Origin of the sequence: Pseudoalteromonas sp. S2721 (genome assembly GCF_005887425.1) — a bacterium.
Taxonomy (GTDB): Bacteria; Pseudomonadota; Gammaproteobacteria; order Enterobacterales; family Alteromonadaceae; genus Pseudoalteromonas; species Pseudoalteromonas simplex.
The window spans coordinates 56123-82928 of sequence record NZ_PNCZ01000028.1; the positions used below are offsets into that span (position 1 = coordinate 56123).

The 26806-nt window shown below is 41.7% G+C and carries 29 protein-coding genes; 9 read left to right on the plus strand and 20 right to left on the minus strand.

All coding sequences use genetic code 11. The annotated features are described in order from the left end of the window. Nucleotides 1-720: an osmolarity response regulator transcription factor OmpR gene (ompR, locus tag CWC02_RS11795; protein ID WP_054554428.1), complete on the minus strand. Its 720-nt coding sequence runs from the start codon at nt 718-720 to the stop codon at nt 1-3. Between the two features lie 166 nt (nt 721-886). Here ompR and greB point away from each other — a divergent pair, with 166 nt between their 5' ends. From greB to CWC02_RS11815, 4 genes are all read left to right on the plus strand, one after another. Beyond that, a complete protein-coding gene (gene greB, locus CWC02_RS11800) occupies nt 887-1369 on the plus strand; it encodes a transcription elongation factor GreB (protein WP_054554429.1) in 483 nt (160 codons plus the stop codon). 113 nt (nt 1370-1482) lie between these two features. Further along, nucleotides 1483-1788 (plus strand): hypothetical protein, encoded by a 306-nt coding sequence (locus CWC02_RS11805; protein WP_138618430.1) that lies wholly within the window; start codon nt 1483-1485, stop codon nt 1786-1788. Between the two features lie 49 nt (nt 1789-1837). After that, nucleotides 1838-2419: a CBS domain-containing protein gene (locus CWC02_RS11810; protein ID WP_054554431.1), complete on the plus strand. Its 582-nt coding sequence runs from the start codon at nt 1838-1840 to the stop codon at nt 2417-2419. Between the two features lie 135 nt (nt 2420-2554). Further along, nucleotides 2555-4870: a Tex family protein gene (locus CWC02_RS11815; RefSeq protein WP_138618432.1), complete on the plus strand. Its 2316-nt coding sequence runs from the start codon at nt 2555-2557 to the stop codon at nt 4868-4870. Between the two features lie 68 nt (nt 4871-4938). On the opposite strand, the gene CWC02_RS11820 is transcribed toward CWC02_RS11815, so the two are convergent. From CWC02_RS11820 to bioH, 3 genes are all read right to left on the minus strand, one after another. Then, a complete protein-coding gene (locus tag CWC02_RS11820) occupies nt 4939-5805 on the minus strand; it encodes a putative metalloprotease CJM1_0395 family protein (RefSeq protein WP_138618434.1) in 867 nt (288 codons plus the stop codon). A 5-nt stretch (nt 5806-5810) separates the two neighbouring features. Next, entirely contained in the window at nt 5811-6119 is a 309-nt protein-coding gene (locus CWC02_RS11825) for a hypothetical protein (protein ID WP_054554434.1), read from the minus strand. Between the two features lie 101 nt (nt 6120-6220). Continuing rightward, nucleotides 6221-6958 (minus strand): pimeloyl-ACP methyl ester esterase BioH, encoded by a 738-nt coding sequence (gene bioH, locus CWC02_RS11830; protein ID WP_138618436.1) that lies wholly within the window; start codon nt 6956-6958, stop codon nt 6221-6223. A 58-nt stretch (nt 6959-7016) separates the two neighbouring features. On the opposite strand from bioH, the gene CWC02_RS11835 reads away from it, so the two are divergent. Further along, the gene (locus CWC02_RS11835) at nt 7017-7733 is read left to right on the plus strand and encodes a ComF family protein (protein ID WP_138601023.1); all 717 of its coding nucleotides are present in this window, start codon (nt 7017-7019) and stop codon (nt 7731-7733) included. Nucleotides 7734-7739: 6 nt separating this feature from the next. Here CWC02_RS11835 and CWC02_RS11840 read toward each other — a convergent pair whose 3' ends face one another. After that, nucleotides 7740-10292: a M14 metallopeptidase family protein gene (locus CWC02_RS11840; RefSeq protein ID WP_138618438.1), complete on the minus strand. Its 2553-nt coding sequence runs from the start codon at nt 10290-10292 to the stop codon at nt 7740-7742. Between the two features lie 144 nt (nt 10293-10436). Here CWC02_RS11840 and nfuA point away from each other — a divergent pair, with 144 nt between their 5' ends. Both nfuA and CWC02_RS11850 read left to right on the plus strand, forming a co-directional pair. Then, nucleotides 10437-11012, plus strand: coding sequence for a Fe-S biogenesis protein NfuA (gene nfuA / locus CWC02_RS11845; RefSeq protein ID WP_054554437.1), 576 nt, complete (start codon nt 10437-10439; stop codon nt 11010-11012). 14 nt (nt 11013-11026) lie between these two features. Next, nucleotides 11027-11296 (plus strand): hypothetical protein, encoded by a 270-nt coding sequence (locus tag CWC02_RS11850; protein WP_054554438.1) that lies wholly within the window; start codon nt 11027-11029, stop codon nt 11294-11296. 1 nt (nt 11297) lies between these two features. On the opposite strand, the gene dinF is transcribed toward CWC02_RS11850, so the two are convergent. Next, nucleotides 11298-12632 carry an MATE family efflux transporter DinF gene (gene dinF, locus CWC02_RS11855; protein ID WP_138618440.1) on the minus strand — a complete coding sequence of 445 codons (1335 nt, stop codon included), beginning with the start codon at nt 12630-12632 and terminating at the stop codon, nt 11298-11300. Here dinF and CWC02_RS11860 point away from each other — a divergent pair. Further along, entirely contained in the window at nt 12609-13640 is a 1032-nt protein-coding gene (locus CWC02_RS11860) for a polysaccharide deacetylase family protein (protein WP_235377643.1), read from the plus strand. The two genes, dinF and CWC02_RS11860, sit on opposite strands and share 24 nt — an antisense overlap. On the opposite strand, the gene CWC02_RS11865 is transcribed toward CWC02_RS11860, so the two are convergent. From CWC02_RS11865 to CWC02_RS11925, 13 genes are all read right to left on the minus strand, one after another. Next, nucleotides 13627-14661, minus strand: coding sequence for a protein-glutamate methylesterase/protein-glutamine glutaminase (locus tag CWC02_RS11865; RefSeq protein WP_138601017.1), 1035 nt, complete (start codon nt 14659-14661; stop codon nt 13627-13629). The two genes, CWC02_RS11860 and CWC02_RS11865, sit on opposite strands and share 14 nt — an antisense overlap. An 8-nt stretch (nt 14662-14669) precedes the next feature. Next, complete coding sequence (gene cheD / locus CWC02_RS11870) at nt 14670-15287, minus strand: chemoreceptor glutamine deamidase CheD (RefSeq protein ID WP_054554441.1); 618 nt, start codon at nt 15285-15287, stop codon at nt 14670-14672. Then, entirely contained in the window at nt 15284-16102 is an 819-nt protein-coding gene (locus CWC02_RS11875) for a CheR family methyltransferase (RefSeq protein ID WP_054554442.1), read from the minus strand. The genes cheD and CWC02_RS11875 overlap by 4 nt, the downstream gene beginning before the upstream one ends. A gap of 64 nt (nt 16103-16166) precedes the next feature. Further along, nucleotides 16167-18494, minus strand: a complete 2328-nt coding sequence (locus CWC02_RS11880; RefSeq protein ID WP_138618442.1) for a methyl-accepting chemotaxis protein — start codon at nt 18492-18494, stop codon at nt 16167-16169. Nucleotides 18495-18523: 29 nt separating this feature from the next. Further along, nucleotides 18524-19009, minus strand: a complete 486-nt coding sequence (locus tag CWC02_RS11885) for a chemotaxis protein CheW (RefSeq protein ID WP_054554444.1) — start codon at nt 19007-19009, stop codon at nt 18524-18526. Continuing rightward, nucleotides 19006-21087: a chemotaxis protein CheA gene (locus CWC02_RS11890; protein WP_138618444.1), complete on the minus strand. Its 2082-nt coding sequence runs from the start codon at nt 21085-21087 to the stop codon at nt 19006-19008. Before CWC02_RS11890 ends, CWC02_RS11885 begins: the two co-directional genes overlap by 4 nt. 15 nt (nt 21088-21102) lie before the next feature. Next, a complete protein-coding gene (locus CWC02_RS11895) occupies nt 21103-21465 on the minus strand; it encodes a response regulator (RefSeq protein ID WP_054554446.1) in 363 nt (120 codons plus the stop codon). Nucleotides 21466-21474: 9 nt separating this feature from the next. Next, nucleotides 21475-21747 (minus strand): STAS domain-containing protein, encoded by a 273-nt coding sequence (locus tag CWC02_RS11900; RefSeq protein WP_054554447.1) that lies wholly within the window; start codon nt 21745-21747, stop codon nt 21475-21477. 164 nt (nt 21748-21911) lie between these two features. Then, nucleotides 21912-22529 carry an SCO family protein gene (locus CWC02_RS11905; RefSeq protein WP_054554448.1) on the minus strand — a complete coding sequence of 206 codons (618 nt, stop codon included), beginning with the start codon at nt 22527-22529 and terminating at the stop codon, nt 21912-21914. After that, the gene (gene cyoE / locus CWC02_RS11910) at nt 22526-23434 is read right to left on the minus strand and encodes a heme o synthase (protein WP_054554449.1); all 909 of its coding nucleotides are present in this window, start codon (nt 23432-23434) and stop codon (nt 22526-22528) included. Before cyoE ends, CWC02_RS11905 begins: the two co-directional genes overlap by 4 nt. A 9-nt stretch (nt 23435-23443) precedes the next feature. Further along, nucleotides 23444-24433, minus strand: coding sequence for a COX15/CtaA family protein (locus CWC02_RS11915; RefSeq protein WP_054554450.1), 990 nt, complete (start codon nt 24431-24433; stop codon nt 23444-23446). A 20-nt stretch (nt 24434-24453) separates the two neighbouring features. Beyond that, the gene (locus CWC02_RS11920; protein WP_054554451.1) at nt 24454-24948 is read right to left on the minus strand and encodes a redox-active disulfide-containing membrane protein; all 495 of its coding nucleotides are present in this window, start codon (nt 24946-24948) and stop codon (nt 24454-24456) included. Continuing rightward, entirely contained in the window at nt 24929-25678 is a 750-nt protein-coding gene (locus CWC02_RS11925) for an SURF1 family protein (protein ID WP_138618446.1), read from the minus strand. The genes CWC02_RS11920 and CWC02_RS11925 overlap by 20 nt, the downstream gene beginning before the upstream one ends. Before the next feature lie 14 nt (nt 25679-25692). On the opposite strand from CWC02_RS11925, the gene CWC02_RS21100 reads away from it, so the two are divergent. Beyond that, complete coding sequence (locus CWC02_RS21100; RefSeq protein ID WP_138618448.1) at nt 25693-26004, plus strand: DUF2909 domain-containing protein; 312 nt, start codon at nt 25693-25695, stop codon at nt 26002-26004. Here CWC02_RS21100 and CWC02_RS11935 read toward each other — a convergent pair. After that, nucleotides 25904-26779, minus strand: coding sequence for a cytochrome c oxidase subunit 3 (locus CWC02_RS11935; RefSeq protein ID WP_138618450.1), 876 nt, complete (start codon nt 26777-26779; stop codon nt 25904-25906). The genes CWC02_RS21100 and CWC02_RS11935 overlap by 101 nt on opposite strands. Between the last annotated feature and the right edge of the window lie 27 nt (nt 26780-26806).

The window sequence follows — 26806 nt, forward strand, 5'->3', positions numbered from 1 at the left end:
TTATTTTTCACCGTCTGGCACAAATACGTAGCCTAAGCCCCATACTGTTTGTATATAACGCGGGTTAGCGGCATCAACTTCGATCATCCGGCGTAAGCGTGAAACCTGCACATCGATACTGCGCTCAAGCGCACTGTAATCACGACCGCGCGCTAAGTTCATCAGTTTATCGCGACTAAGCGGTTCACGAGGATGAGTCACTAATGCTTTTAATACCGCAAACTCACCACTGGTTAACGACATTGTTTTATCACCATGGCTCATTTCGCGGGTCGCAAGGTTTAGTGTGAAGTCACCAAAGCTAATTTCGTTTTCTTCGGCAGCAGGCGCACCTGGCACTTCTTTCGCACGACGACGTAAAATTGCTTTAATACGCGCTAACAGTTCACGTGGGTTGAATGGTTTAGGAATGTAATCATCAGCACCAAGCTCTAAACCGATTATGCGGTCAACTTCATCGCCTTTGGCTGTAAGCATTACAATTGGAATGTCATTTTCTTTTTGACGTAAACGACGGCAAATTGATAACCCATCTTCACCTGGTAACATTAAATCTAATACAATCAAGTGGAAGTTCTCGCGCTCTAATAAGCGATCCATCTGCTCTGAATTTGCTGCTGAGCGAACAATAAAGCCTTGTTCTACAAGGTAACGCTCTAGCAAACTACGTAAGCGCATATCGTCATCAACAACCAATACTTTTGTCGTTTCGTGTCCCATAACTTTCATTCTTTTTGTAATATGTTACTTATTAATATAAATGAAAAAGTTAAGAATAAAAAACGAATTACGCGCTTAGATTGTTACTGAACATTTCAAAATCCGACTCGACAAAGGTAAAAGACTTTTATACCTTGCGGCTGATTTTCTTTTTAGGCTGAATAAAATGGCAAAGACAAATTTAATAACCCGAGAAGGGTATCAGCAATTACAACAAGAACATGACTACTTATGGCATGAAAAGCGCCCTGAAATTACCAAAATTGTGACTTGGGCAGCAAGCTTGGGCGACCGTTCTGAAAACGCAGATTATCAGTTTAATAAGCGTGTTTTACGACAGATAGATCGACGTGTGCGCTATCTTCGTAAACGCATGCCAGATCTTAAAATTGTTGACTACAACCCGCAACAAGCAGGTAAAGTGTTTTTTGGTGCTTGGGTCGAAATTGAGAATGAACAAGGCGATACAAAGCGTTTTCGCATTGTCGGCCCCGACGAAATTTACGAGCGCAAAGATTACATTTCGATTGATGCACCTATGGCTCGAGCGCTCCTTGGCAAACAGGTAGATGATGATTTTTCGGTGATCACGCCTGAAGGCGCAAAAGAATGGTATATCAACGAGATAACTTATCCTGATGCAAACTAATTTTCCCTGAAAATTCAGAAAGCGTTAATTAGTGATTGTTTAGTCTAAAAATGTGATCTATAACTAAAGGTACTCAAGATAAATCATTACTTGAGTTTTAGAAGGTAGTAAGTATGTCAAACGCAATACAACGCATAATGAGTAATGCCATTGTATTCGCACTATTAATTAGTGTGAGTTTGATATCTTACGCCAGTGATATAGAAAGCCACTCAGACAGTGTTACGCCAACTGCTCATTTTATTGCGTGTGATAGTGCGGACCCTGCTAACTTAGATACCGACCTCGATAAACATACTCCTGCGTTCATCACTAATGTAGCCCAACCACTGCAAGATGCACCTGTTGTTTCGTATGTTCCCCCTTTTAATAAGGTGTCTGTTTATAGCGCGCACCAGCGAGGACCACCTGCTTTTTAATTAACTCAAATTTTCTATTTCAGTTTTATTAAAATGTATGGTGATCAAAATGAATAAATTCAAAGAATTACGTCTTCAAGACATTTCTAATGGTGCTTTATCTAATACTGTAAACGAAGTCGAACCAACCCTCGACTTAACTTCTCCAGCGCTAAAAGTATTAAATAGCTTTACAAGCAAAGACCCTGTGCGAGCACATCATGATTTGAGTATTGTCGATGCACTTAAACAAACCAGCAGTCGTTGTTCTGACTTTATTTTAGTCGTAGATAATGACGAAAAGCTTATTGGTATTACTTCAAGTGCTGACTTACAAAGCTCTAAAATCATGATTCTTGCTCAGCGCCTCAATTTACATCGCAATGAAGTTACTTTGCAGCATGTAATGACACCACTTAGCAGCTTAGCTGGTGTAAGCTTACAAAGTATTAGCTATGCATGCATTGGCGATGCACTGCAAACTATGGAACACCAAGGTATGATGTTCCTTTTAGTAACCAGCGCTGAACATGAAATTTGTGGTTTGATTTCAGCCCGTGAAATTGCTAAAAAATTACATATTCCTGTTAATATCAACCCAATTGCTAATGGCTTCAGCGAAGTATTACAGCAGGTTGATCACCCGCACTAAGCGTTAAAACCCGCGTTGTGTAAGACTATTTTTGCAGGCCTTAAAAGCAGTGCTTTTAAGGCCTTCTTATTGTGATATTATTCAGGCAATTAATCTTCAGTTTTACTGATTTTCTATTTTTAAAAAGGGTTATGCATGAGCAATATCTCTGCACGCTTAGCAACTGAGCTAAGTGCCCAGCAACCACAAGTTGTTGCTGCAATCAAATTACTTGATGAAGGTGCCACAGTTCCTTTTATCGCCCGTTATCGTAAAGAAGTAACTGGTGGCTTAGATGACACGCAATTACGTTTACTTGAGCAGCGTTTATCGTATTTACGTGAATTAGAAGAGCGCCGCGGCTTTATCCTTAATACTATCGAAGAGCAAGGCAAGTTAACTGCTGAGCTAAGTGCTGATATTAATAACGCTGACAGTAAAACTGAGCTTGAAGATTTATATTTGCCTTTCAAACCTAAGCGCCGTACAAAAGGACAAATTGCCATTGAAGCGGGTATTGAGCCGCTTGCCGATGCGCTATTTAACAACCCTAGCCTCGACCCTGAACAACAAGCAAGTGACTACATTAATGCCGATGCAGGCTTTGCAGATAATAAAGCGGTGTTAGATGGCGCTAAGTTTATCTTAATGGAGCGTTTTGCAGAAGACGCCAAACTACTTGCTAAATTCCGTAGTCATATCGCACAACATGGTCAGATTGAAAGTACTGTAATCGCTGGTCAAGAAAATGAAGGCGTAAAGTACCGCGACTACTTTAAGCATCAAGAACCACTTAAAAAAGTACCATCACACCGTGCACTTGCTATGCTGCGTGCGCGTAATGAAGGCGTCTTACAACTTAGTATCAACCCAGAGCCTGGCGCAGAAAATCCGGCGCAAGTGTGTGCACAAATGATTGCCGATCATTATCGCTTAGATGTTAGCAATTCTGCTGCAAGTAGTTGGTTAATGGGCGTAGTGCAATGGGCATGGAAAATTAAGTTAAGCTTTCACCTTGAGAATGAATTTTTAGGTGCAATGCGCGAAAAAGCAGAAACCGGCGCAATTGACGTTTTTGCTAAAAACTTAAAAGATTTATTAATGGCCGCTCCTGCAGGTCCACGTACTACGTTAGGTCTCGATCCTGGCCTGCGTACTGGTTGTAAAATTGCCGTTGTCGATAGCACAGGCAAGCTGTTAACAACACAAACGATTTTCCCGCACGCACCACAAAATCATTGGGATAAATCACTTCGTACTCTTGAGCAATTATGCCGCCAACATAAAGTTGAGCTAATCGCTATTGGTAATGGTACGGCTTCACGTGAATCTGACAAGTTAGTTGCAGAGCTGATTAAAGCGAACAGTGAGCTTAAGCTAAATAAAATTATGGTCAGTGAAGCGGGCGCTTCTGTTTATTCAGCGTCTGAGTTTGCCGCCAATGAATTCCCTAACCTTGATGTTTCACTACGTGGTGCTGTGTCTATCGCGCGCCGCTTACAAGACCCACTTGCTGAGCTGGTAAAAATTGAGCCTAAATCAATCGGTGTAGGTCAATATCAGCACGATGTATCGCAAAGCCAACTTGGTCAAACGCTAACATCTGTGGTTGAAGACTGTGTAAACTCAGTGGGTGTAGACTTAAATATGGCGTCGGTGCCATTACTTACTCGCGTATCTGGCTTAAACAAAACGTTAGCACAAAATATCGTTAGCTACCGTGATGCGAATGGCTCATTTAGCAAACGTTCTGAACTTAAAAAAGTTGAACGTTTAGGGCCTAAAGCCTTTGAACAAGCTGCCGGTTTCTTACGTATCAGCACAGGCTCAGATCCTCTTGATAACTCGTCAGTTCACCCTGAAGCCTACCCAGTTGTTAAGCGTATCTGCGAGAAGAACAGCTTAGATGTTAACAGCCTAATTGGTAACTCTGACATCCTAAACAAGCTCGTTGCGAACGACTACACGGACGAAAAGTTTGGTTTACCAACGGTTACCGACATTATCAAAGAACTTGATAAACCGGGCCGCGACCCGCGCCCTGAGTTTAAAACAGCTGAATTTAAAGCCGGTGTTGAAACCATTAATGACCTAAAACCGGGTATGATTTTAGAAGGTGTAGTGTCTAACGTTGCTAACTTTGGTGCCTTTGTTGATGTGGGTGTACACCAAGACGGTTTAGTGCATATTTCTGCTATTACGAACAAGTTTATCTCTGATCCACGTGAAGTGGTTAAAGCGGGCGATATTGTAAAAGTAAAAGTAGTTGAAGTAGATGCTGCCCGTAAACGTATTAGCTTTACCATGCGTTTAGACGATGATGTTGATACCAGCAATAAAGCCGCATCAGCTAGCAAACCTAAGCCAGCTGCGAAAGCGAAAAGTGCACCTAAACAAAAACGCGAATTTGGCAATGTTGCCATGGGTAATGCCTTTGCTGATGCATTTGCCAATGCAAAAGTGAAAAAATAATAGGCTGTAGGCATAAGTCGAAAAAAACCGCGTAAGTGTAAACTTACGCGGTTTTTTATTTTAGAAACTTAAATAAAAGCAGAGAACTGATTTTGATTAGTTGGCGAGGTCGCTGCTTGATAAAAATTAGCAATACGTGCAGCGCGCTCATCTACTTCAACGTCACGCTTTGCTGTTTTGGTTTCGCTGGTTTGAGTAGCGCTATCTTCGGCATACTCACTGTTTATTTTGAAAGTCGATTTGCCTGAATCAACATCGCCATCAGCTGATTGACTGGCAAGTTCAGCCTGCGCAGCCATAAGCTTTTGTGTGGCATCGGCAGCAATTGAGCGATCAGCACTTGAAGGCTCTTGAGGTGCAAGCGCAGCTGCACGCACAGTCTGCATTTTTTCAATTGTAGCTTTTGGGTCGCCTTTGACTTCAGCAACGTCAATTTGCACCTCGCCGCCCACGGCATAGTTCGTACCATCAGGGCCACGTTGATACTCATAGCTTGGTGAGCCAGCATATTGCCCCCCGACTGTTGCATGCGCTTGTTCATGAATACGCACTTCGGTATCGCGGGCTTTTAGCTCTTTAATTTGCTCAGCGTCTTGTTGCTCTTGCTCAGCAACCTTTTGCTCTTTTTGCTGCTCTTGTTTAGCTTCTTGCTGTTCTTGCTCTGATTGTTCAGGCTCGCCTTGTTCGCTACCTTGTTGGCGCTCTTCAATCACTTTGTCTTCAGCAAGACGACCTTTAGCATCATAGGTACCAGCCTCAGAACCTGGCTGCTTGGTTTTGTCACCATCATTCAGGGTTTTATTTTCTGCGTTACTCGGCTTGGTAGCAGCAGGAGGTGGGATCACTTCACGTAACTGATTATCACGGTGAGCACTTTCGGTGTGCACATTCGCCGTGTTGATATTAATCGAAGGAAACGGAGTGACGATATTCATAAGTACTAAACTTTAATATCTATTAATGTACCGAGCACTTCATCAGCAGTCTGAATCGTGTTGATATTGGCTTTTGCATTAAACTCTTCAACTTTTAAATTAACAAGCGACTCATCAATTGGGGCAGGTTGTGAAACTGGCGGAGTTACAGCTTCATTTGGAGTTGCCGCTTGTAATTGGCGTTGTTGAGCTAATTGGGCATCATCTTGCTGATCAATTGAGGCACGGCTAATCTCAGCGCTCGCCTTTTCGATACCTTGGCTTGCACGGTTATAACCTTCTACCGCATTATTAAAAACAGAACTGATTGGCATAACACCCTCCAACAGTGAGATCTACCCGTTAAGTATCGCTCATAAAACGAGCAAAATAAAGCTAAATCCCGCTATTTTTCTGGCCTCTCAGCGAGCTTTGCTTAACACATTGATTTCAGTGCTGATATAAATGCCGCTTTATGTGAAATAAAAGGCGCGTGTGAGGCCTTATCTAAAACTTCATATTCAAACTGAGGTTGTAAGGCATGCATTTTTTCAATCGCGCGATAAGGTACTAATGAATCTAAGCGACCGAAAATACCACGCACTGGTACGCTAAGGTTAGCGAATAGTTCCCGTAAATCATCCTGCTGTAAAATGTCTAAGCCCGCACTTAAAGCTTGCTCTTGAGGCGCTGGGTATTGGTTCAAAAGTGCTTTTAATTGCTTAATATCATCCCGTGCTGATTCACTGCCCATCGCTTGTATCGCCAAAAACCGTTCTATCGTTTTTTCTCTGTGACTAACTAGCTGATCTTTAAATGCGTTCAATACGTCAGGTTTAATACCCGGCCATTCGTCGGTTTGCGCAAAAAAAGGCGTTGAGGCAACCAACACAACCTTTGCTACTTTGTCAGGCCAATGTGCTGCAATATACAAGGCAAAAAGTCCGCCCAACGACCAGCCAACAAGAATAGAATTTTCATTTAGCTGTGTACTTAGTTGCTCAGCTGCAGCGTGCAAAGTGTAAGGTGTAGGAATAGACTGCGCGTTACCAAAGCCAGGTAAATCGAGACAACGGACTTCACCATCATGAAAAAACTCAAGCTCAGGTTTGATCACTTGCCAAACCCCTTGGTTCATTCCCCAGCCATGTAATAGCACCATCTCATTTTGCATATTTAATATTTCCCAACCACACTTAGCGCTCATAATAGCGTTTAAAGGAATGAATGCAATGTCTCACTTACCTCATGCCTTAAAACTAGGGCTAGACGCACTATTCCCCAACTTTTGCATTAGCTGCCAGAATCACATACAGGCTGATCAAGCTTTGTGTCAGTATTGTTTAGATGACCTTAATTTATTTGACCTTACACGCCATCCAAATCTGTTACACCGACCAGATATATGTGATGCATTTCCTGATAGTAATTTTGACCATTTAATTGCCTGTGCGTGGTATCAAGCACCTTTTAAACTTTGGCTCAAGCAATTGAAATTTAATGACCAACAATATTTTCGTGTGGCACTACAACAAGTGATAGGGAAACAGCTGCAATTAGCTCGTCAAGTTAATGCAAATTGGCCAGACCTTTTTATTGTGCTGCCTCTGCATAATCAACGCTTTTTAGCACGCGGCTTTAATCAGGTAAGCCAAACTTGGCTGCCTGTTTTAAAAAACCAGCAATGTACTGTTAGCTCAGCTCTTTACAAGCAAAAAGCAACCAAAGCACAATCACAGTTAAGTAAAGCGAAAAGAGTTAAAAATCTACAAAATGCATTTGTTTGTCAGCAAGATTTAACAGGGAAAACCGTGGCAGTTGTTGATGATGTGATGACCTCTGGCGCAACTTTAAATGCTGCGACAGAAGCCATAAAAAATGCAGGGGCGAAGCAAATATGGGCTATGCTCACTTGCCTAACAGGGTTAGGCAACCTGCATTATGATTAAGTGTGATTATTTATCACCAGAGGCATGAAAGGCATTACCAAAAAATAAGGCATTGCTTAGTAATCGACTCGTGCCGTACCAGTAACCACGGAATACTGGGTTATCTGTCATGCCTATCACACTGCCTTTGCCATATGAATGCGCAATGAGGCCAGCAGCACCCGCTACTTGCTCTACGTTTACGTCATCAGTAAAGCCAGCTAAAAGCGGTTTATCTGTGTAAGTAAGCACATTAACAAATGGGGCATCTGACTTCTCAAGTAGCCAAGTGCTATTCTTAAACACAGGTAATGTATTACGATTCAGCGAATAGGTAAGTGGATGAGATAAATCCACTGAGGTATTAAAAATAGCCCCTGCAATACGCTGACGGCCTGCTAAGTCATCTTTATCAGCATAGCTAAGCCCTGTGGTATCAAAGGCACTCGCTACATCACGACGAGATAAGTAATTGGCTTTTAGTAGCTGCTGATCGGCTAAGAACTTAGCACCGCCTTTGTGACCCCAAATAACACCGCCTTTACGCACCCACGACTTAATAGCCACTTTAGTCGCATCATCAAGACGATTGAAATTTCCGTGCGCTAAAATAATATGGCTGTAGTTTTCAAGGTCGATGTTACCTAAACGTTCCATTTCGATAATGCTTGGCGCTGTACCAACAAAACGATCTAAGTAGTACCACACTTCTCCCAGCTCATACTGGCTAGTTCCTTGACCACCCACTAGCAATACTTTAGGCGCTTTCACAACCGCCATTGCACGAGAACCTAAATCAGCCCCCTTCACCGTTAAGCCCGAACTAATGGGTGTAATTTCAATGCCAAACTCATTCTGTGCTTGGTTTAAATAACTAACCCAGTTGCTATCAGTTTGCAGACCAGCAGGAACAAGAATACTACCTGGCTCAAAAGCGATTTCACCTGATGGTGTTTTTGCTGTTAGTGGGCTTAATGCCACACGTGCTTTCACGCCTTGCTCGAGTAAGCTATTAAGCATTTTTGGCGCTAGGTAGTCATCCCATTTGAATGCGTAAGCATAGCTTTGCGGTAATGCTGCAAAGCTTGACTTAACACTTTGCTGCCAAGGCATTTTTGCCACATTTAAACCCCAGTTGCTGCTTACCTTTGCAAATTCTAGGTTGAAGGCATGAGCAAGTGTCCAGCCAGATACATCATAAAACGTATTATCAACAAAACGCTGCTGCTCACTGAAAATTGCTTTAATTAAACGAAATTGTGGCTGTGCTAATGGCACATAATAGCTCTGCTCAGAAAAGCTTTGACCGTTTACTTTTAACGGCTCTTCTAACATGTACGCATTGATTTGATGTTGTCTAAGTAAATCAAGGAAGTATTGCATGCGGCTTTGATCAGCACCGCCTTTAACTACATACCCTTTAAAGTCTTCATCACCAGCAAGATCAACTGCTTTGTTGTAAAATTTTGCTTGATAATCAAGTAAGTCTGTACGGTTATCAATCGCTGCTTGGAATGTCGATAAGCTAGTTAATAACTGATTTTTAATTGTAAACGGGAAGCTTAACGGACCGTTGATCGTTTCTTGTAAGTGACCACGCGAGCTCGCTTGTTCAAATAAGATGCCTACACCGCCATTGACGTCTGGGTAAGTTGAGCCTTTACCATAGTAAAAGTCATCAAAGCTTTCTTCAGTGAAGTAAAGTGCGTTGTGCTCATCAAGTGTCTTTGCATGATAGTTTGCAATTGCTTTAGTCAGCGTGACATTTTCTTCAGGCGTGATTGGGTGCTTACGAGTTGGGATCCCTGGTTGGAAAAAATAAGTGCTGTTTGGGCCCATCTCATGGAAGTCAGTTAGGATATTCGGTTTCCATTGGTGAAACTGTGCAATACGTGCACGTGATTCAGGATGTTGTAGTAATAACCAGTCACGGTTTAAATCAAACAAGTAATGGTTAGTACGGCTACTAGGCCAACTTTCGATATGCTCACGAGTTTGCGGATCTGATGATAACTTCATGCCACGGTTGCTGTTTGCCCAATTTGCAAAACGCGCTAAGCCATCAGGGTTTAATGATGGGTCGAGTAAAATAACCGTGTTGTTAAGTAAGGCGTCAATTTCTGGGCCCTGTGCAGCTGCAAGGTAATACGCAACCAGTAACGACGCATTGCTACCTGATGATTCATTACCGTGAACACTGTAACCCATCCAAACAACCGCTGGCTGCTTACTTGAGTCACTTGCTTCACCATTTAGGCGAGCTAAGTGAGCCTTACGAATTTGCTCAACTTGGCCAAGTTTGTCGGACGCTGTAATTGTTAGCATCACCAATGGACGCTGCTCATGAGTACGACCGATTACTTTAAAATTCATTCGGTCACTTTTTTCAGCAAGAATTTGCATATATTGCACAAGTTGATCGTGACGTACATGCCACTCACCCACTTCGTAACCTAACACCTGCTCAGGAGTCGGAATACTTGGGTCAAATTTCACATCTTGTTCAAAGTAATAAGAAAGAGGTTTTGCTAATGCGCTAACGCTCACTAGCATGGTTAATATTGTTATTATTAAACGCATAGATAGCACCCGTAATTATTTGATGTTTTAACGCTACCATTCGATAAAATAGATGCAACTTTTTACGCTCAACACTGGCGACAACACGATGAGCGGAGTATGATACACAGTATCCGAGTAATTTAGTCAAGTATAGTCCGTTTTATGATCTCTATTTCTGAATCTGCACAATCTCATTTTGCTAAACTTTTAGCAGACCAAGCTGAACAAACAAACATTCGTGTGTTTGTAGTAAACCCAGGTACTTCGCAGGCTGAGTGTGGTGTATCTTACTGCCCAGAAGACGCCGTTGAAGCGACTGATATTCGTCTACCATTCAATGGTTTTGATGCCGTTGTTGATGCAGAAAGCGCCCCTTTCTTAGAAGAAGCTGAAATCGATTTTGTAACTGACAAAATGGGTACTCAGTTAACGCTTAAAGCACCAAACGCAAAAGCACGCAAACTTAGCGATGATGCGTCACTACAAGAGCGTGTTCAACACATGCTTGAAACCGAAGTTAATCCACAGCTCGCAAACCACGGCGGTCAAGTAAGCCTAGTAGAAATTACAGCTGACGGTATCGCGGTACTGCAATTTGGCGGTGGCTGTAACGGTTGTTCAATGATTGACGTCACACTTAAAGAAGGCATCGAGAAAGAAATGATCGCCAAGTTTGACGAAATCAACGGTGTAAGAGACATTACTGATCACCAATCTGGTGAGCACTCTTACTACTAACCGGTATCTAAAGCATGCTTAAAAAATGGGTATTTCGCTTAGGTAGCGATCCCAAATTAAGCTTAAAACGCTTTCTTCGCGGCCTAGCACTGTTTGTGCTAGCCGTGATTTTTATTGCCATAGGTTATTATGGGCCCGCACTATTTCAATTAATTGGCCTAGTCATACTCGCAGTGGCTTTATTCTTTGCTGGTTGGGGCTATTTAGGTATTTTTGCCAACCGCTTCGCGCAAGTTTTAGAGCGCTCTTCACCCAAAAATCACGACCCTGATTTGTGGAAGTAATTTAATCTAATAATTGCTGATTATTGACAATTTTACGGTAGCGAAACCACAGCGTTAACCCGCGCATCAGCATAAAGCTGGTCATCGCAAACCATAAACCATGATTTTGCCAGCTACTCACTAACCAAAACAGTCCAAAAAAGCCCACTAAAGCACTAAATAGCATAGTATTACGCATATCTTTAGCACGGGTTAAACCAACAAATATGCCATCAAATAAGAAGCAGCCCATCGCCGCGATAGGCAATATAATCACCCAAGGAAGGTAAACCGTTGCAAGACTGATAACTTCGGGCACATCGGTAAGTAAGCGAATAATTGCCTCACCAAATAATAAAAATATAAGGCTATAAAACAGCGCAAATAACCCGCCCCAAAATAAGCTCAAATTAACCCATAACTTAATCTGCTTAGCGCTGTGCTCACCTTTCGCTTTACCGACCTTAGCTTCACTCGCATAAGCAATACCATCAAGCGCAAAGCTCACCAACATTAAAAAGTTTAGCAATACGGCATTAGCCGCTAAAGTTGTTTCGCCGATCCGTGCGCCATAAAAAGTCATAAAACTAAAACACAGCTGGAGTGCTAGTGAGCGAATAAAAATATCGCGATTTAAGCTCACCAAATCAAGTAACTTAGCAATACTTAACCAGGCTTTCACGGCAAGGTTGACACCTTGCTTTTTGGCGAGCTGAGCAACTAACATAAGTGCAAAAGCAAGGGCGATATAATCAGCAATTAAAGACGCCCACGCAGCTCCAGCCACACCCCAATCAAGAAACACCACAAAATAAATATCAAGCACGATATTGGTAATATTGGTGATTAGTAATAAATAAAAAGGCCCGCGGCCATAATGGACACCTAGCATCCAACCAAGTAAAACCAAATTACATAAAGCAGCGGGCGCACTAAAAATACGAATAGAAAAATAGCTATTTGCTTGTTCTAAAACAGCTTCATTAGCATTTGATAAATATGCCATTAAGGATTGAATAGGTATACTCAGCGCTATTAATAACAGCGCAACCGCTGTTGCTAGTAACAAGCTGCGCTTTAATAGCTCAGCGAGCAAGGTATGATCGCTTTTACCATAAGCCTGGGCAACCAAACCTGTGGTACTCATGCGCAAAAAGCCTGCTAGCCAAAATAATAACGAGATAACTGCTGAGCCCAGCGCTATACCAGCCAAATAGTGAGCGCTTCCTAAGTGGCCGATTACAGCAGTATCAACTAAACCTAACATTGGCACGGTAATATTTGATAAAATCATCGGACCGGCTAATAACAGTAAACTTTTATGGTGTGCCTTATGACGTTTAAGAAAATGTTTCATGTAGTATTTGCAGTCCTGTTAGGTTTATCTTTGCGCGCCCATGGTGCAGTCATTCTACAGTATCACCACGTCAGTGAAAGCCTTCCTGCGGTTACCAGTGTCAGTAGCGAAACATTCACTGAACATATGCAATATTTAAAAGATAATAACTTTAACGTTATTCCATTAGATGAACTCATTACCTCATTACAAACAGGCCAACCGCTAACAGATAAAACCGTCGCGATTACCTTCGACGATGGCTACAAAAATAACTATGAAGAAGCAGCGCCCATCTTAGAAAAATTTGGCTATCCGTACACTATTTTCGTCAATCCCGAGCTAATTGATGAAGGCAAAAGCTATGTAATGACTTGGCAGCAGTTAAAGGAGCTATCGAAAAAAGGTGCCTTAATTAGCAACCATACGCAAATTCATAATTACTTACATCGCAAACAACCAGGCGAGAGTGCAGAAGCATGGCTTGCACGTACTAAAAAAGACATTTTATCTGCCCAGCAGCGAATTAAAGAAGAAATTGGCCATGATTATAAATACCTCGCTTACCCTTATGGCGAGTTTAATAATTCATTGCAACAACTAGTAAAATCGCTAGGCTTTGTTGGTATAGGTCAGCATTCGGGTGCTGTTGGTATCCATTCTGACTTTACCCGATTACCACGTTTTCCAGCATCGGGCTTTTATTCAAAGCTTGAAACACTTGCCACTAAACTCGACTCTCAAGCATTCACTATCAAACAGCTCACCTACTCAGATAGTGTGACAGACGAAAACCCACCTAGTTTAACGATGCAATTTGATATGCAGGACTTTCATAAAAGCCAGTTTGCTTGTTATGTATCAGGTATTGGTCAAGCTGATTTAACCTGGCTTAGTAAAGATACGGTGAAGATCACATCACCTGAAAAACTGAAAAAAGGCCGTTCTCGCTTTAACTGCACGGCCCCTTCTATCGCGAAGAAAGGCAGCTATTATTGGTTCTCTCAACCTTGGGTTATTGTACCTTAACTGCTTGTTTTAGCATTTGCGCTGTGACTTTATCAAGGCGAACCACTTCATTAGCCGCATTGAGTTCGACTGCGGCTTTTGGCATGCCCCATACCACTGACGATAATTCATCTTGCGCGATGGTGTAAGCTCCTGCTTGATTTAATGCGAGCATGCCTTTTGCGCCATCGCTGCCCATACCGGTCAATAACGCAGCCACAACCGCTTTAGGGCAAGCCACAACCAAGGAGTTAAATAGCACATCAACCGCTGGGCGATGGCGATTAACCAACTCATTAGTATCAAGCTGGCAGTATAGGCCGCCTGCTTTTTTCACTACACTTAAATGCTGATCGCCTGGCGCAATGTACGCCCAACCTGACTGTAACTTATCGCCATGTTCAGCCTCCTTAACACTAATTTTGCAGGTTCTATCCATGCGCATCGCAAACGAAGTACTAAAAACCGGCGGGATATGCTGTGTAATCACTATCGGTGGACAGTTTTCTGGCATGCGCACAAGCACTTCTTTAATTGCTTCTGTTCCACCTGTTGAAGCACCAATTGCAAGTACACTATTGGGCTTAAATTGCAGTGCTGTTAAGGCGCTATCGTCTTCAATTTTTGTTTCTTTAAATGCACGTATTCTTGCACCTGCGGCTGTGCGTACTTTTTGATGAAGTAAATGTGCATATCGCTGCAAGTTTTCTGTTACATTGATAGTTGGTTTAGCAATAAAATCAACAGCACCAATTTCGAGGGCTTCCAGTGTAATGGGTGAGCCTTTTTGAGTCAGTGTTGAAATCATCACAACTGGCATAGGACGAAGGCGCATCAAGTTTTTTAAAAAGCTTAGTCCATCCATTTTCGGCATTTCGATATCCAGCGTTAAGACATCAGGATTGAGGCGCTTAATTAAATCTCGGGCTTGATAAGGATCTTCTGCCGCGCCAACAACTTGAATGTCTTCTGCTTGCTCGAGTACTTCCTTGAGTAAACCACGGATCAAAGCAGAATCATCAACTATGAGTACTTTGATCATTTGCTCTCCTAAAATAATTCAATATCCGTTTCTGCATCTTGCTGTTCGATATCGTGTAGGTATTTGATTTCACGTTTTTCGAGCTTATCTGAATGCAGTTCACGCATTTTTTTTACTTGGGCTTTACCTGTTTGAGGATCAAACATCACCTTTCGGGGCCAAGGCCCACCGACATCATGAGATACTAAATCTAAACCTTCCTCAAGTATATAAGCATTTGCAAAACGAATGTTGCCAACACCAATATCAGTCATTGAGCGGATTATTTTCCCTCCGCCAAACAGTTTTACTTTGAGATTGCGCCTAGAAGCACCGTTTTTAAGGATTTCATTGATCAGATATTCCATTGCCCAGTTACCGTAACGACAATTAAGACTATGAGCATTACTAGGATCGACTCCTTTTTCTACAGGCAACATAAAGTGATTCATGCCGCCAATTCCTAGGCCTTCATCATAAATACATGCAGCAATACATGAACCAAGCACTGTCGTGATCAATTCATCAGTTTTAGAGACATAAAACTCGCCAGGTAATACCTTAGCAATTACCTTCCCACGACGATTATCCCAAAACCGTTTCACATGCTCAAAGCCAGATATAACAGGCCGGAAGTGGCTATTCATGATCCGCCCCTTTGGTAAATAGTCTGGCCTAAGTTTTTAAATTCCTTATGATCCTTCCCTAATGTCTCTGAATGCCCTAAAAATAAGTAGCCAGTGTTAGTCAGTAAGTCGTGATAGCGTTTAAAAAGTTCGTCTTTGGTTGGCTTATCGAAATAGATAACAACATTACGACAAAAAATCACATCAAACGGTCCTTTCATAGGCCAGCTCTGTAATAAGTTTAGACGCTTAAAAAAAATGTTCTTTTGTAGTTCGGGCTTTACTTTATAAAGTTCTCCATCGTGGCTTTTCAAAAACCAGCGCTTAAGATGGCTTTTGTCTAGTCCATTCACATTTGCTGCGGTATAGGTGCCAGCCTGCGCTTTTGCGAGTACATTTGAGTCTAAATCGGTGGCTAAAATTTTCACATCCCAATCGGGTGGAAATAAACCATGCAATGTCATAGCAATCGTATAAGGCTCTTCGCCAGTGGAACAACCAGCTGACCAGACCCTTACCCGCTTTTGTTTTGCATTACCAACCAATAGTTTTGGCACTATAGTATTTTTCAGGTAATTAAAGTGATGGGGCTCACGAAAAAAAGAAGTCAGATTAGTGGTTATAGCATTAATAAATTCACTGAACTCTTGCTCTTTATTCTCATCAAGAAAACCTAAGTACTCCCTAAAACTCTTTAGCTTGTGATGGCGGATACGTCTTGCTAAACGCGAGTAAACCATTTCACGTTTATGCTCCGCCAATACAATGCCACACGCATCGTACACCTGAGAAGAAATAGCCTTGAAATCATTATCCGTTAATAAAAACTCTTTCATGTGTTTGACCCTGCAGCTGTAACAGTCGGTGCAATTAACTTATTAGAATAAAGTCGGGAAGAGTTTAAAACTCTTCCCACTCGTCACTGGGATCAACAAAATTGTTGCCCTTTGGTGCCGAGCGCACTGTCGAACTAGGCTGTTTAACTGCTGGCGCTGAACTAGCGCTGTTTGAAATATCAACTTCGTTATTTGATAACGAGAAGAAGTTTAACAAGCGGCGCATATCATTTGCTTGTTCAGCCATTGATTCGCCCGCAGCTGATGCTTCTTCAACTAAAGCTGCATTTTGTTGAGTCATTTCATCCATTTGAGCGATGGCTTTATTAACTTGCTCAATGCCAGAGCTTTGCTCTTCTGATGCTTGGGCTATATCAGAGATCATTGCCGTAACTCTTTGTACTGCTGTTACTATTTCTTGCAATGTTGAACCTGATTCATTAACAAGTAATGTACCATCTTCAACTTTGCCAACACTGTCTCGGATTAATTCTTTGATTTCTTTTGCTGCGGCGGCTGAACGCTGTGCTAAGTTACGGACCTCACCAGCAACAACAGCGAAACCTCGGCCTTGCTCACCTGCTCGTGCAGCTTCGACTGCAGCATTCAACGCAAGTAGGTTTGTTTGGAAAGCTATTTCATCAATCACACTAATGATGTCAGCAATTTTCTTACTCGATTCATTAATTGCCGACATGCTGGTTACGGCGCGATTGACAACTTCACCACCTTTTTGCGCTTTTGTACGCGTTTCTTCCGCAAGTTCATTCACTTCTTTTGCATTATCAGCATTTTGACGAACCGTACTGGTCATTTCTTCCATGCTTGATGCTGTTTCTTCAAGTGATGAAGCTTGCTCTTCAGTCCGTTGACTTAAATCTGCATTACCTTGCGAAATTTCTTCTGCACCACTGGCAACGAGCGTTGCAGAGGTATTAATGCGATTAATCACTTCAGTAAGCTTATCAGCTGTGGCATTTGCATCACGTTTTAACTTATCGAATGAACCTTGGTACTCTTGTTCTATTCGTTTTGATAAATCACCATTTGCCATGGCATCAAGCATATTGCCCGTGTCTTTTACTGCATCATCGACGATACTAACTAGACTATTCAAGCCCTGCGCTAGACGTAAGAAGAATCCTTGTTTGCCCGCTTCTTCAACACGCGCTTCTAAATCACCATTCCCGGCAGCAGCAACAAGGCCTGCAATTTCTTTTTCAATCGCCACTTCAGCTGTTCTATCTTCCCACTCTACAACCGTACCAATTCGTTCGTTTTCTGGCGTAAAGATAGGGTTTGCAACTAATCCAAATGTTCGACCACCAACATATATTTCAGTGCTATATGTGCTACTCAGCTTCGCCAGCATATTGCGCTGATGTGCTGGGTTTTTATGGAACACATCAATATTTTGACCAATGAGGTTACTACTGTTGAAATTAGGTAAGTCTTTACGTAAATCACTTTCAGCTGCTTTCATCATATTTAAAACAGCTTCGTTCATGTAAATAATATTATTGCCGGCGTCTGCAATCATGGTATTGGTTGCCACACGGTCTAACGCGCGTCGAACACGAAGATTCTCTTCTGCTTCACGTTTTTCAGCTTCCGCTTTTGCCACGCTATCAGTGATATCTTGCCATTCAACAATTGTTCCTAGACGACTTCCAGATACACTGAGCCACGGCGTTGCTATTAAACTAAATATTAAATCCGCAATTTTAAGCGTTGTTTTAAAAGGCTCGGTCAAGGTTCTTAGTACTTCACGCTGATGAGATGGTTGCTTATGAAAGTCATCAACACAGGTGCCAACTAAGCTATCAACCGAGAAGTTTGGCAGCACCTCTTTTAAAGCTTCTTCACGAAACTTAAGCATTTTTTGTACTTGGTCGTTAACAAAAATAATTTCTAGGTCATTATTAGCAATCATCACATTGGCTTGGCAGACCCGAAGCGCGTTTGACAGATCTGCATCACGCTTAGATTTTTTTTCTAGCTCTTTTTGCGCTGTAATATCACTGGCAAACTTAATAACTTTAACGACATTGCCATTACTATCAATAATTGGGTTATAGGTAGCTTGAATCCAAATTTCTTTACCATTTTTGGCAAACCGCTTGAATTCATCTGACATAAATTCACCTGTGCGCAAGCGCTGCCAGAACTGTTGGTATTCAGGACTTTGAGTTTCTTGGTCATCAACAAAAATTGCGTGATGTTGCCCTTGAATTTCTTCAAGTCGGTAACCCATGGCATTCAAAAAATTAGCATTCGCAGTGATTATGTTTCCACTTGGTTCGAACTCAATAACTGCCAGCGATTTGTTCAGTGCTGCAACAACTAAATCATTATTTGACTCAACGTTTTTAGGACTACTAAACCATCCCATACCCTTCACCTTCTTGTTAATCTACCCAATTAAATGTCCATTGTTTTTTGTAGGTCTAGTAACGCGACCATCTTTTCACCCACATTGACTAAACCCGCAACAAATTGAGTGTTGTCTGAGTCAGACAAGTGCGGCACCGCTTTCGCTTCATGCTCTGCAATGCTATAGACATCCGACACGGCATCAACCACGATACCCATAATTTTACATGTGCTCTCTAGTTTAACTTTCAGTACAATAACGACAGTTAACGGTCCATAAGTGACAGCGGGCAAGCCAAAGCGCAGCCGTAAATCAATAATAGGAACTATAGTGCCGCGCAAATTTATAACGCCTTTAACAAAGTCAGGTGAGTTTGGAATTTCAGTAATTTCTTCCCAACTACGAATTTCCTGTACCGTAAGAATATCTACACCGTACTCTTCATCAGCCATGAAAAAGGTTAAAAACTGTTTAATATCTTCGTCTTGCCCGATATTCAGCTTACTTTGTAGGTCATCGTGCTCAACAATCATGACGCCTCCAAATTAGCTTTTGATTCAATAATTAACTCTTGGCTTCCTGGCTTCCTTAAGCCTGACAATTTAATTAAGCCGCTGATATCTATAATTAAAGATACTCTGCCATCTCCTAAAATTGTCGCTCCTGATACACCATCAACTTTTTGATAATTCGCCTCTAAACTTTTAATAACCACTTGTTGCTGTGATAATAAATCATCAACCAACAAACCAACTTTTTGATTATCGCTCTCAACAACAACCAACAAAGTTCTATCAAGCGTTTCTATCGCACCTTTGTGATTAAAAATATTGTAAAGCCTTAAAATTGGGATGTACTCATCTCTCAAACGAAGTACATCTAAATCTTTACCGACGCGACTGACTTTGCTGATATCAATTTGTAGTGACTCAATAATAGAAATGAGTGGAATAATGTATGTATGCTGGGCAACTTTAACCAATTGACCATCCAAAATAGCTAGAGTAAGAGGTAACCGGATGGTGAAGGTTGAACCGACACCTGGCGCTGAAGCCACCTCAACCGAGCCACTGAGCGCTTCGATATTACGCCTAACCACGTCCATACCAACACCGCGGCCAGATAAGTCACTCACTTGATCCGCTGTCGAAAAGCCAGGTAAAAAGATAAGCTCATTAATTTCGTTATCGTTTAAATCGTCACTTTCAGAGATCAAGCCATTTTTTATCGCCTTTTCTCTGATCTTTTGCGTGTTGAGCCCCTGACCATCATCCATAATTTCGATAACAATATTACCGCCTTGATGAAATGCATTAAGCGTCACAGTGCCAACAGGGTCTTTGCCCGCAGCAACACGCTTATCAACTGTCTCTAAGCCATGATCTAAGGAGTTTCTCACTAGATGCACCATAGGATCTGAAAGCTTCTCCATCACCGTTTTGTCTAGTTCTGTTTGTTCACCAAGCAATTTAAGCTCAACTTGTTTATCCAACTTTTGCGAGATATCACGAACTAACCGAGGGAAGCGACTAAATACAAAGCTTATTGGTAACATACGAATACGCATGACATTTTCTTGTAAGTCACGAGTATTATGTGCCAGTTGCGCTAAGCCCTCTTGTAACGAGGCGATGGTTGCTTCGGTGATTTCTTGCTCACCTAACTGGCTTAACATCGCTTGGGTAATAACTAACTCACCCACCATGTTGATCAATGAATCAACTTTGTCGATACCAACTCTGATTGAGGTTGACTCTGCATTGGCTGTGGTCGCTTTAACGGGTACTGGTTTTTTCGTATCAGTAGTTGGTTTAACTGGAATAGGCTCGGCTTCTTTCTTTGGTTCGACAACTGCTGTAGCCGTTTCAGTCGTTGTAATTTCTTCATCACCAAACAAGCCACCGCACAATGTGATAGCAATGTCAGCGTCATCCTCAACCCACTCAAAAATTTCTTCTATGCAACTTTGCTCTTTGTCTGTGGTTAAGAAAAAACGCCATGATAAGAAACAGTCTTCGGGGGCAAGGTTAGTAATATCGGGGACATCATCTTGAAAGGCTTGTGTTTCTAGCTCACCCAACTCAGCAAGTTCACTGATCATGTACAGTGGTTCATTGCCAGTTTTAAATAAATGATGATGGGGTTTGAAGTCAATTTGAAAGGTATTTTTTATGTTAGTTTCGTTACTAACTGCCTGCTGCTGAACAACTTTGCTCTTAGAGCGCATGCCCAGAATTTCTTCAAATTTAACCCGTAACTCATCAGCCTCTGTTAAGTCTGGCTGCTGCTCCGCTTGTAATGTTCTTAACAACGCTCTTAAGCAATCAACCGACTTGAGAAGTAGATTAACGTGTTCTGCGGTTAAGGTACGAGCGCCTTCACGGATTTGATCTAACAAAGTCTCAAGTACATGAGTAAAGTCAGCAACGGCGCTGAAACCAAAGGTACCACTGCCTCCTTTTATTGAGTGTGCAGCACGGAAAATTGTATTTATCGTTTCCAAGTCTTCTTCGCCTGGCACCAAGTTCAATAACTCGGCTTCCATTGCATCAAGACCTTCGAAGCTTTCTTCAAAGAAAACCTCAAAAAATTGGCTTAGATCTATACTCATGCCCCGCTCCTATTATTAGCGAATCACTTTTTTCAATACCGCTAACAATTGCTCAGGATTAAATGGTTTAACAATCCACCCTGTTGCTCCAGCAGCTTTACCTTCTGTTTTTTTATCAAGCCCTGACTCTGTGGTCAGCATTAGTAGTGGTGTAAACTTATAATTCGGTAAGCTACGCAGCTCGCGAATAAGAGTAATGCCATCCATGACAGGCATATTCACATCAGAAATAACCGCATCAAAACCTTGTTGCTTAGCGATATTTAGTGCTTCGCTACCATCTTTTGCTTCTGTTACATCGAAGCCTGCTTTTTTTAGTGTAAAGCTGACCATTTGGCGCATTGATGCAGAATCATCGACAGCTAGAATTCTCTTCATAAAAACCTCTTAATTGGCATTTTCAAGCACAAGATAATGGCTTAAACCCAAACTAGTAATTGCTTGTTGCAAAGGCTTGCTTTCACCAACCCATATGATTTTGTGTTGTACCGAAAGCAAATGTTTTTGCAGCGCACATAAAAGCTGAATTGACGCCGTATCAGCTCGTGTCACTTCACTAATATCAAGACAAATATCGTCATTCGCAGACAATTCTTGTAGCAAATCTTGATGGAGTGTTTCGACCTGAGTAATGGCTAATTCAATAGGGAGCTTTAACATTATTTGAATCTTCCCTGCTTAAAACAATTCATAATAAAAGCTTAGACTGACTAAACGAAATTGCCATAAATTGCTTTAAAAAATAGTAAATTTTTTTAGTAGCTTAGCGAGTTATGGCAAAAAATGTATTTACTATTGTTAGCTAATATCGCAAGGCAAATGCTTTATTCTGCATAATAGTCTGCTATTAACTTAAACTCCTCCGTTAACTTGCTAGCATCTACTAATGGCACATTACCTTGCTTAAATTGTGGTTTAAAAATAGCTCTAACAGAGCCTGTAGGATCAACTAAAACAACTGATGCACTATGATCAACTGCGTATTCTTGCTGATCGCTATCGTTAATTGCGTAAATTAAGCCTAACTCTCTTACAAATGGAAAAAGTTGTTTATGCGGACCTGAAACAGCAAGAAAGTTAGGATTAAAGTAATCAATATAAGCTTTACGCTTTTCAGTTGTGTCACGCTTTGGATCAACAGCAACAAACCATACTTGTACTTTGTAATCTTGACTTAACTGTTTTTGAATCGCGGTTAGTTTTGCCAGTGTCATTGGACAAATATCTGGGCAACTGGTGTAACCTAGAAAGACCAAATTCCAATGATCCATAAATTGGCTGTTATCTGCAGGCGCACCATGTTGATCAGTTAATAAAAAAGGACTAATCGGTTTCGCTTGCTCATAAACCAGCGCTTCCACCTCAGGGACGCTATTATTTTTTTCACATCCAGCAATAAATAACACCAAGCCCATAAATAATAAAGCGACTATTCGCGTCATAAAACTAACCATTTATCAATAAATAAGACAATAAAGAGTAGCATTAAATGCACAATTGAAAAACGAAATAAGTCCATTGCAGTATCATCTTTAGGTGCTATTTTCAGCTTCAGCGCCTTATAAATGAAAACAGCATTTAGTATGCTCGCCCCAAGCAAATAAATTAGCCCTGACATACCAATTAAGTAAGGGAGTACACACACTAACGCGAGTAAAATGCTGTAAGCCACTACACATGTTTTACAAAATTCAATACCGTGAGTAACTGGCAGCATCGGAATTTTTGCCCGCTCGTAATCACTTTTACGTGCAATCGCTAATGCCCAAAAATGTGGTGGGGTCCAGGTAAATATAATCATCACCAATAACCATGGTGCAGCAGCCATATGGCCAGTTTCAGATACCCATCCTAACAGCGGTGGCATAGCTCCAGCCAAACCACCAATAACAATATTTTGCGGTGTGGCACGCTTTAAAAATGAAGTGTAAATAAAGGCATAGCCAACAAGCGCAAACAAAGTAAGAATGGCTGTAAGTGTATTCGCCCAAATCACAAGCATCATAAAACCTATTACGCCAATCACTCCAGCAAAGCTCAAAGCGTGCTGTTTACTGAGTCGACCTTTTGCCACAGGGCGATGGCGCGTACGTGCCATTTTACTGTCGATTTCACTATCAACAACATGATTGATCACAGCAGCTGCGGCCGACAGCAAGCCAATGCCTAGCAAGCTTGCAAGTTGCACAAATACTCCTCGCCCAACATCAGGAGCTAATGCCAGACCAACCCATGCTGTGAGTACAAGCATGGCAACCACTTTAAATTTACTTATAGCTAAGTAATCTTTAAGTAACTCTGAGCTTTGAATAAATAATGATTTTTCTGAGCTTAGTAATAATGCCATCACAGCCTCCTAGGTTCTTATTTTTAAATGGAAGCATAGTCTTACCATGCTAAGCAGTAACAATGCGGCCATTAGGTTGTGCGCAAGCGCAACACTTAATGGAAAGTGCCAGTGCACAACAGCTAGACCTAAACAGATTTGGCACAACAAAGCGATTAATACAGTGACGGTACAGTGCTTAATTTTTCGTGAGTAACAGCGTGAATATATGCGCCACATGATCAGCGCTAACACTACACAAGTAACCAGCGCCCAAATACGATGCAGCAAATGAATAGACATACGCGCTTGCTGCGATAGCACACCATATTCATAGGTACTGTGCTCGAGCGGTAATTGAAAAACGCTCTTCAAAGAAAACGGTTGTCCGTAGCTACACAGCGGTAAGCCATTGCAATGTGGAGCTGCATAATTCGCCGCAAGCCAGCCACCCAATGCAATTTGCAGTATAAGCACCACCAAGCCCACCAGCGCTAACCGGTAATATGGCTTTGCGCCGCTATCACTGCTAGCAACAGGTTCGGTCTTTAAACGTAGATACAATAAAAACAGCAACGACAAAATACTAAAACCGCCAAGCAAATGCCCCATTACAACTAAAGGTTGTAGGTTCATAGTGACAGTCCACATGCCCAATACGGCTTGGAATACCACCAGTAATAATAGTGCTAATGGCAGCTTAACCGGCATATTTGGATATTGACGTTTTAAAAATGCAAAAACAAACAAAGCTAAAATTAATAGGCCAAGGGCACCGGCAAAATAGCGGTGGATCATTTCTTTCCATGCTTTTGCAGCCTCAAACATCATATCAGGGTAGTTTTGCTCAACATGTAACAGAGCAGTTTCATGTTTTGGCACGGTTAAAAATCCATAGCACCCAGGCCAGTCAGGACAGCCAAGCCCAGCATCACTCAGCCGTGTATAAGCACCAAGCCCAACAACTAAGATTGAGAAGAAAACCGTAATTAAGACTAAATATTTATAATTTTTATACATCTTTATCCCCTTAATGAGGTTTAACTTGAACGCGCATAGTTAAGTAGTTTCTTTAAGTCTTTAAGTAAGCCTTTTTGAATCAGTCTGTTTTGTTCTGGCTCAGCCGTGTAGGGGTAATGCAAAACCACTAAGCCCATGTGATCAACTAAATATAGGTCTCCCGCTTTGAGTGCAGGACTTACTGCTAATTGACGCCAATTTGCCGATACCTGCTGTTGATTTGTCAGTACCGCCACATCCACTTTTTGCTGATTTTTACCTAAAGCGACATATAGGTTATCTAGACTGGCTAATTGGCTTGCACAAACATCAGTGCACTCTTTTGGATAATTAAGCGCAATAGTCCATTGTTTAGGTTCGCCTTGTTGCCAATCAACTAGCTTCACTTCTTCACTTAAAAGCTCACCATGATTACTCGAACCACTCGGTAACCACTCAAGCTTTAATGCTGCATATGCAAGTGCCAACGGCACAAAACAGCATAAAACGAATAAACTAAGCGGGTTTATTTTCATAACCTCTCCTTCTCATCGCAAAATAAGCAATAACAACACACGCTAAGCCGATTAATAACCACTGCACGGCATAGGCGTAATGTTTATCTGGCCCCATCACGACACTCTGGTAATGCGGGGTTGCAATACCATCTGCTTCATTGCGATAACCAATAAACTCTTGTAAGGGCTTTGCTAATTGAGCACTAAAAATTGCTAAGTCGATGCCTTGAATACGCTTAGGCCAGCCTTGCTCTGCACCAATCTCATCGGCAAGAGTGAAGCCTTGTAAGTTGCCTTGTTTCAATTGCACAGTAGCCGTAAAGCTTGTTGATTCTGGCCACACAACGGTTGGTAACTGGTTGCGGTTTACAGGAGCTTTTAACCAACCAAAGTTAACGATTAAAGGCGCGGTTTCACCGGTAATTGTCATAGCTACTAGTAAGTCATAGCCCACTTGCCCCTGATAAATTTGATTATCAAGCAGCCAGTATTGTTGTTTATTTACCTCGCCAGAGACCTTGACTTGCAAGCCCGTTTTGTTCAGCTCTTTAGATAAATTTTGCAGCTCTTGCCAATTCAAAACTCCTTGCTCTTTCGAAACGGCTAACTGGCTTAGTTGCTGCTGTTTTTGCTCGCCTCGCTGGTATTGCCAAACGCTGAGTCGTAAACAAATAAGCACTGCAAGTATCACAACGCAAATTGCGATAATTGAGCTAAGCTTTTGTTTGCGCCATAAAATTAACTGCATTTGGAATACCTAATATGATTAAAATCATTATTGTTTTGTTATTACTTTATATTCTGTTCAACCTGTTTAGAGCGCTGTTTGTGATGATGTCAGCAAAAGAGCACTCGAAACCCATGTCGCATTATTTAGGTCGTCGAGTGCTGTTTTCAGGTATTGTGCTGGTGCTCATCATTGCCGCAATGAAATTAGGCTTTATTCACACCAACCCGTCGCCGCTTCACAAAGCTACAGCACGTACACAAATACAAATAAACACAACCACACCACATCAACAAAGTGCCAATACCAAGCAGCTGCTTGAAAGGCAAAGTGCTTTTCACTCGTGAAGTGGCCTTTAAAAATTCTTAGTAGCACTACAAATAAAATAATGGTTCCAAGTGTCACGTGCATACCGTGAAAGCCCGTTAACAAGAAAAAGGTATTCCCATAAACGCCCGCATCTAAGGTCAAACCTAGATCTTGATAAGCATGCATATACTCATAAACTTGTAAGCCAAGGAAAATCACACCTAATAGCACGGTTAAAGATAAAAACACCTTCAGGGCGCCGCGCTTATTGTTTTCAATAGCAACATGAGCAAAGTGAATTGTGACCGACGAGGTAAGTAGAATAAGCGTGTTGATCAATGGTAGACCTTGCCAGCCCATAGCTTGTGTGGTCTCGCCCGCTGGCGTAGTTAATAGCGGCCATACGGCTTCAAAGGTTGGCCAGAGTACTTCATTGGTCATAGCATTATTACTTGCGCCACCAAGCCAAGGCACCGAAATCATACGGGCGTAAAATAGTGCGCCAAAAAATGCCATAAAGAACATAACTTCAGAGAAGATAAACCAGCCCATACCTTGTTTGAATGAACGGTCCATTTGCACTGAATAAAGCCCTTTATGAGACTCTTCAATAACGTTTTTAAACCAGCTAAAAACCATATAGATTAATATGGCAATGCCTAGATACAACACATACTGGCCACTACTGCTCTCACCACTTACTTGCATCACTGTTAAACCAGCACCAACAGCAATTAAAAACATCGCGATGGCGCCAACTATTGGCCAAGGACTCTCGGCTGGAACATAGTATTTTTCATAATTTTGATTCATTTTGTTTGCTCCCAATTAGCAATTAGC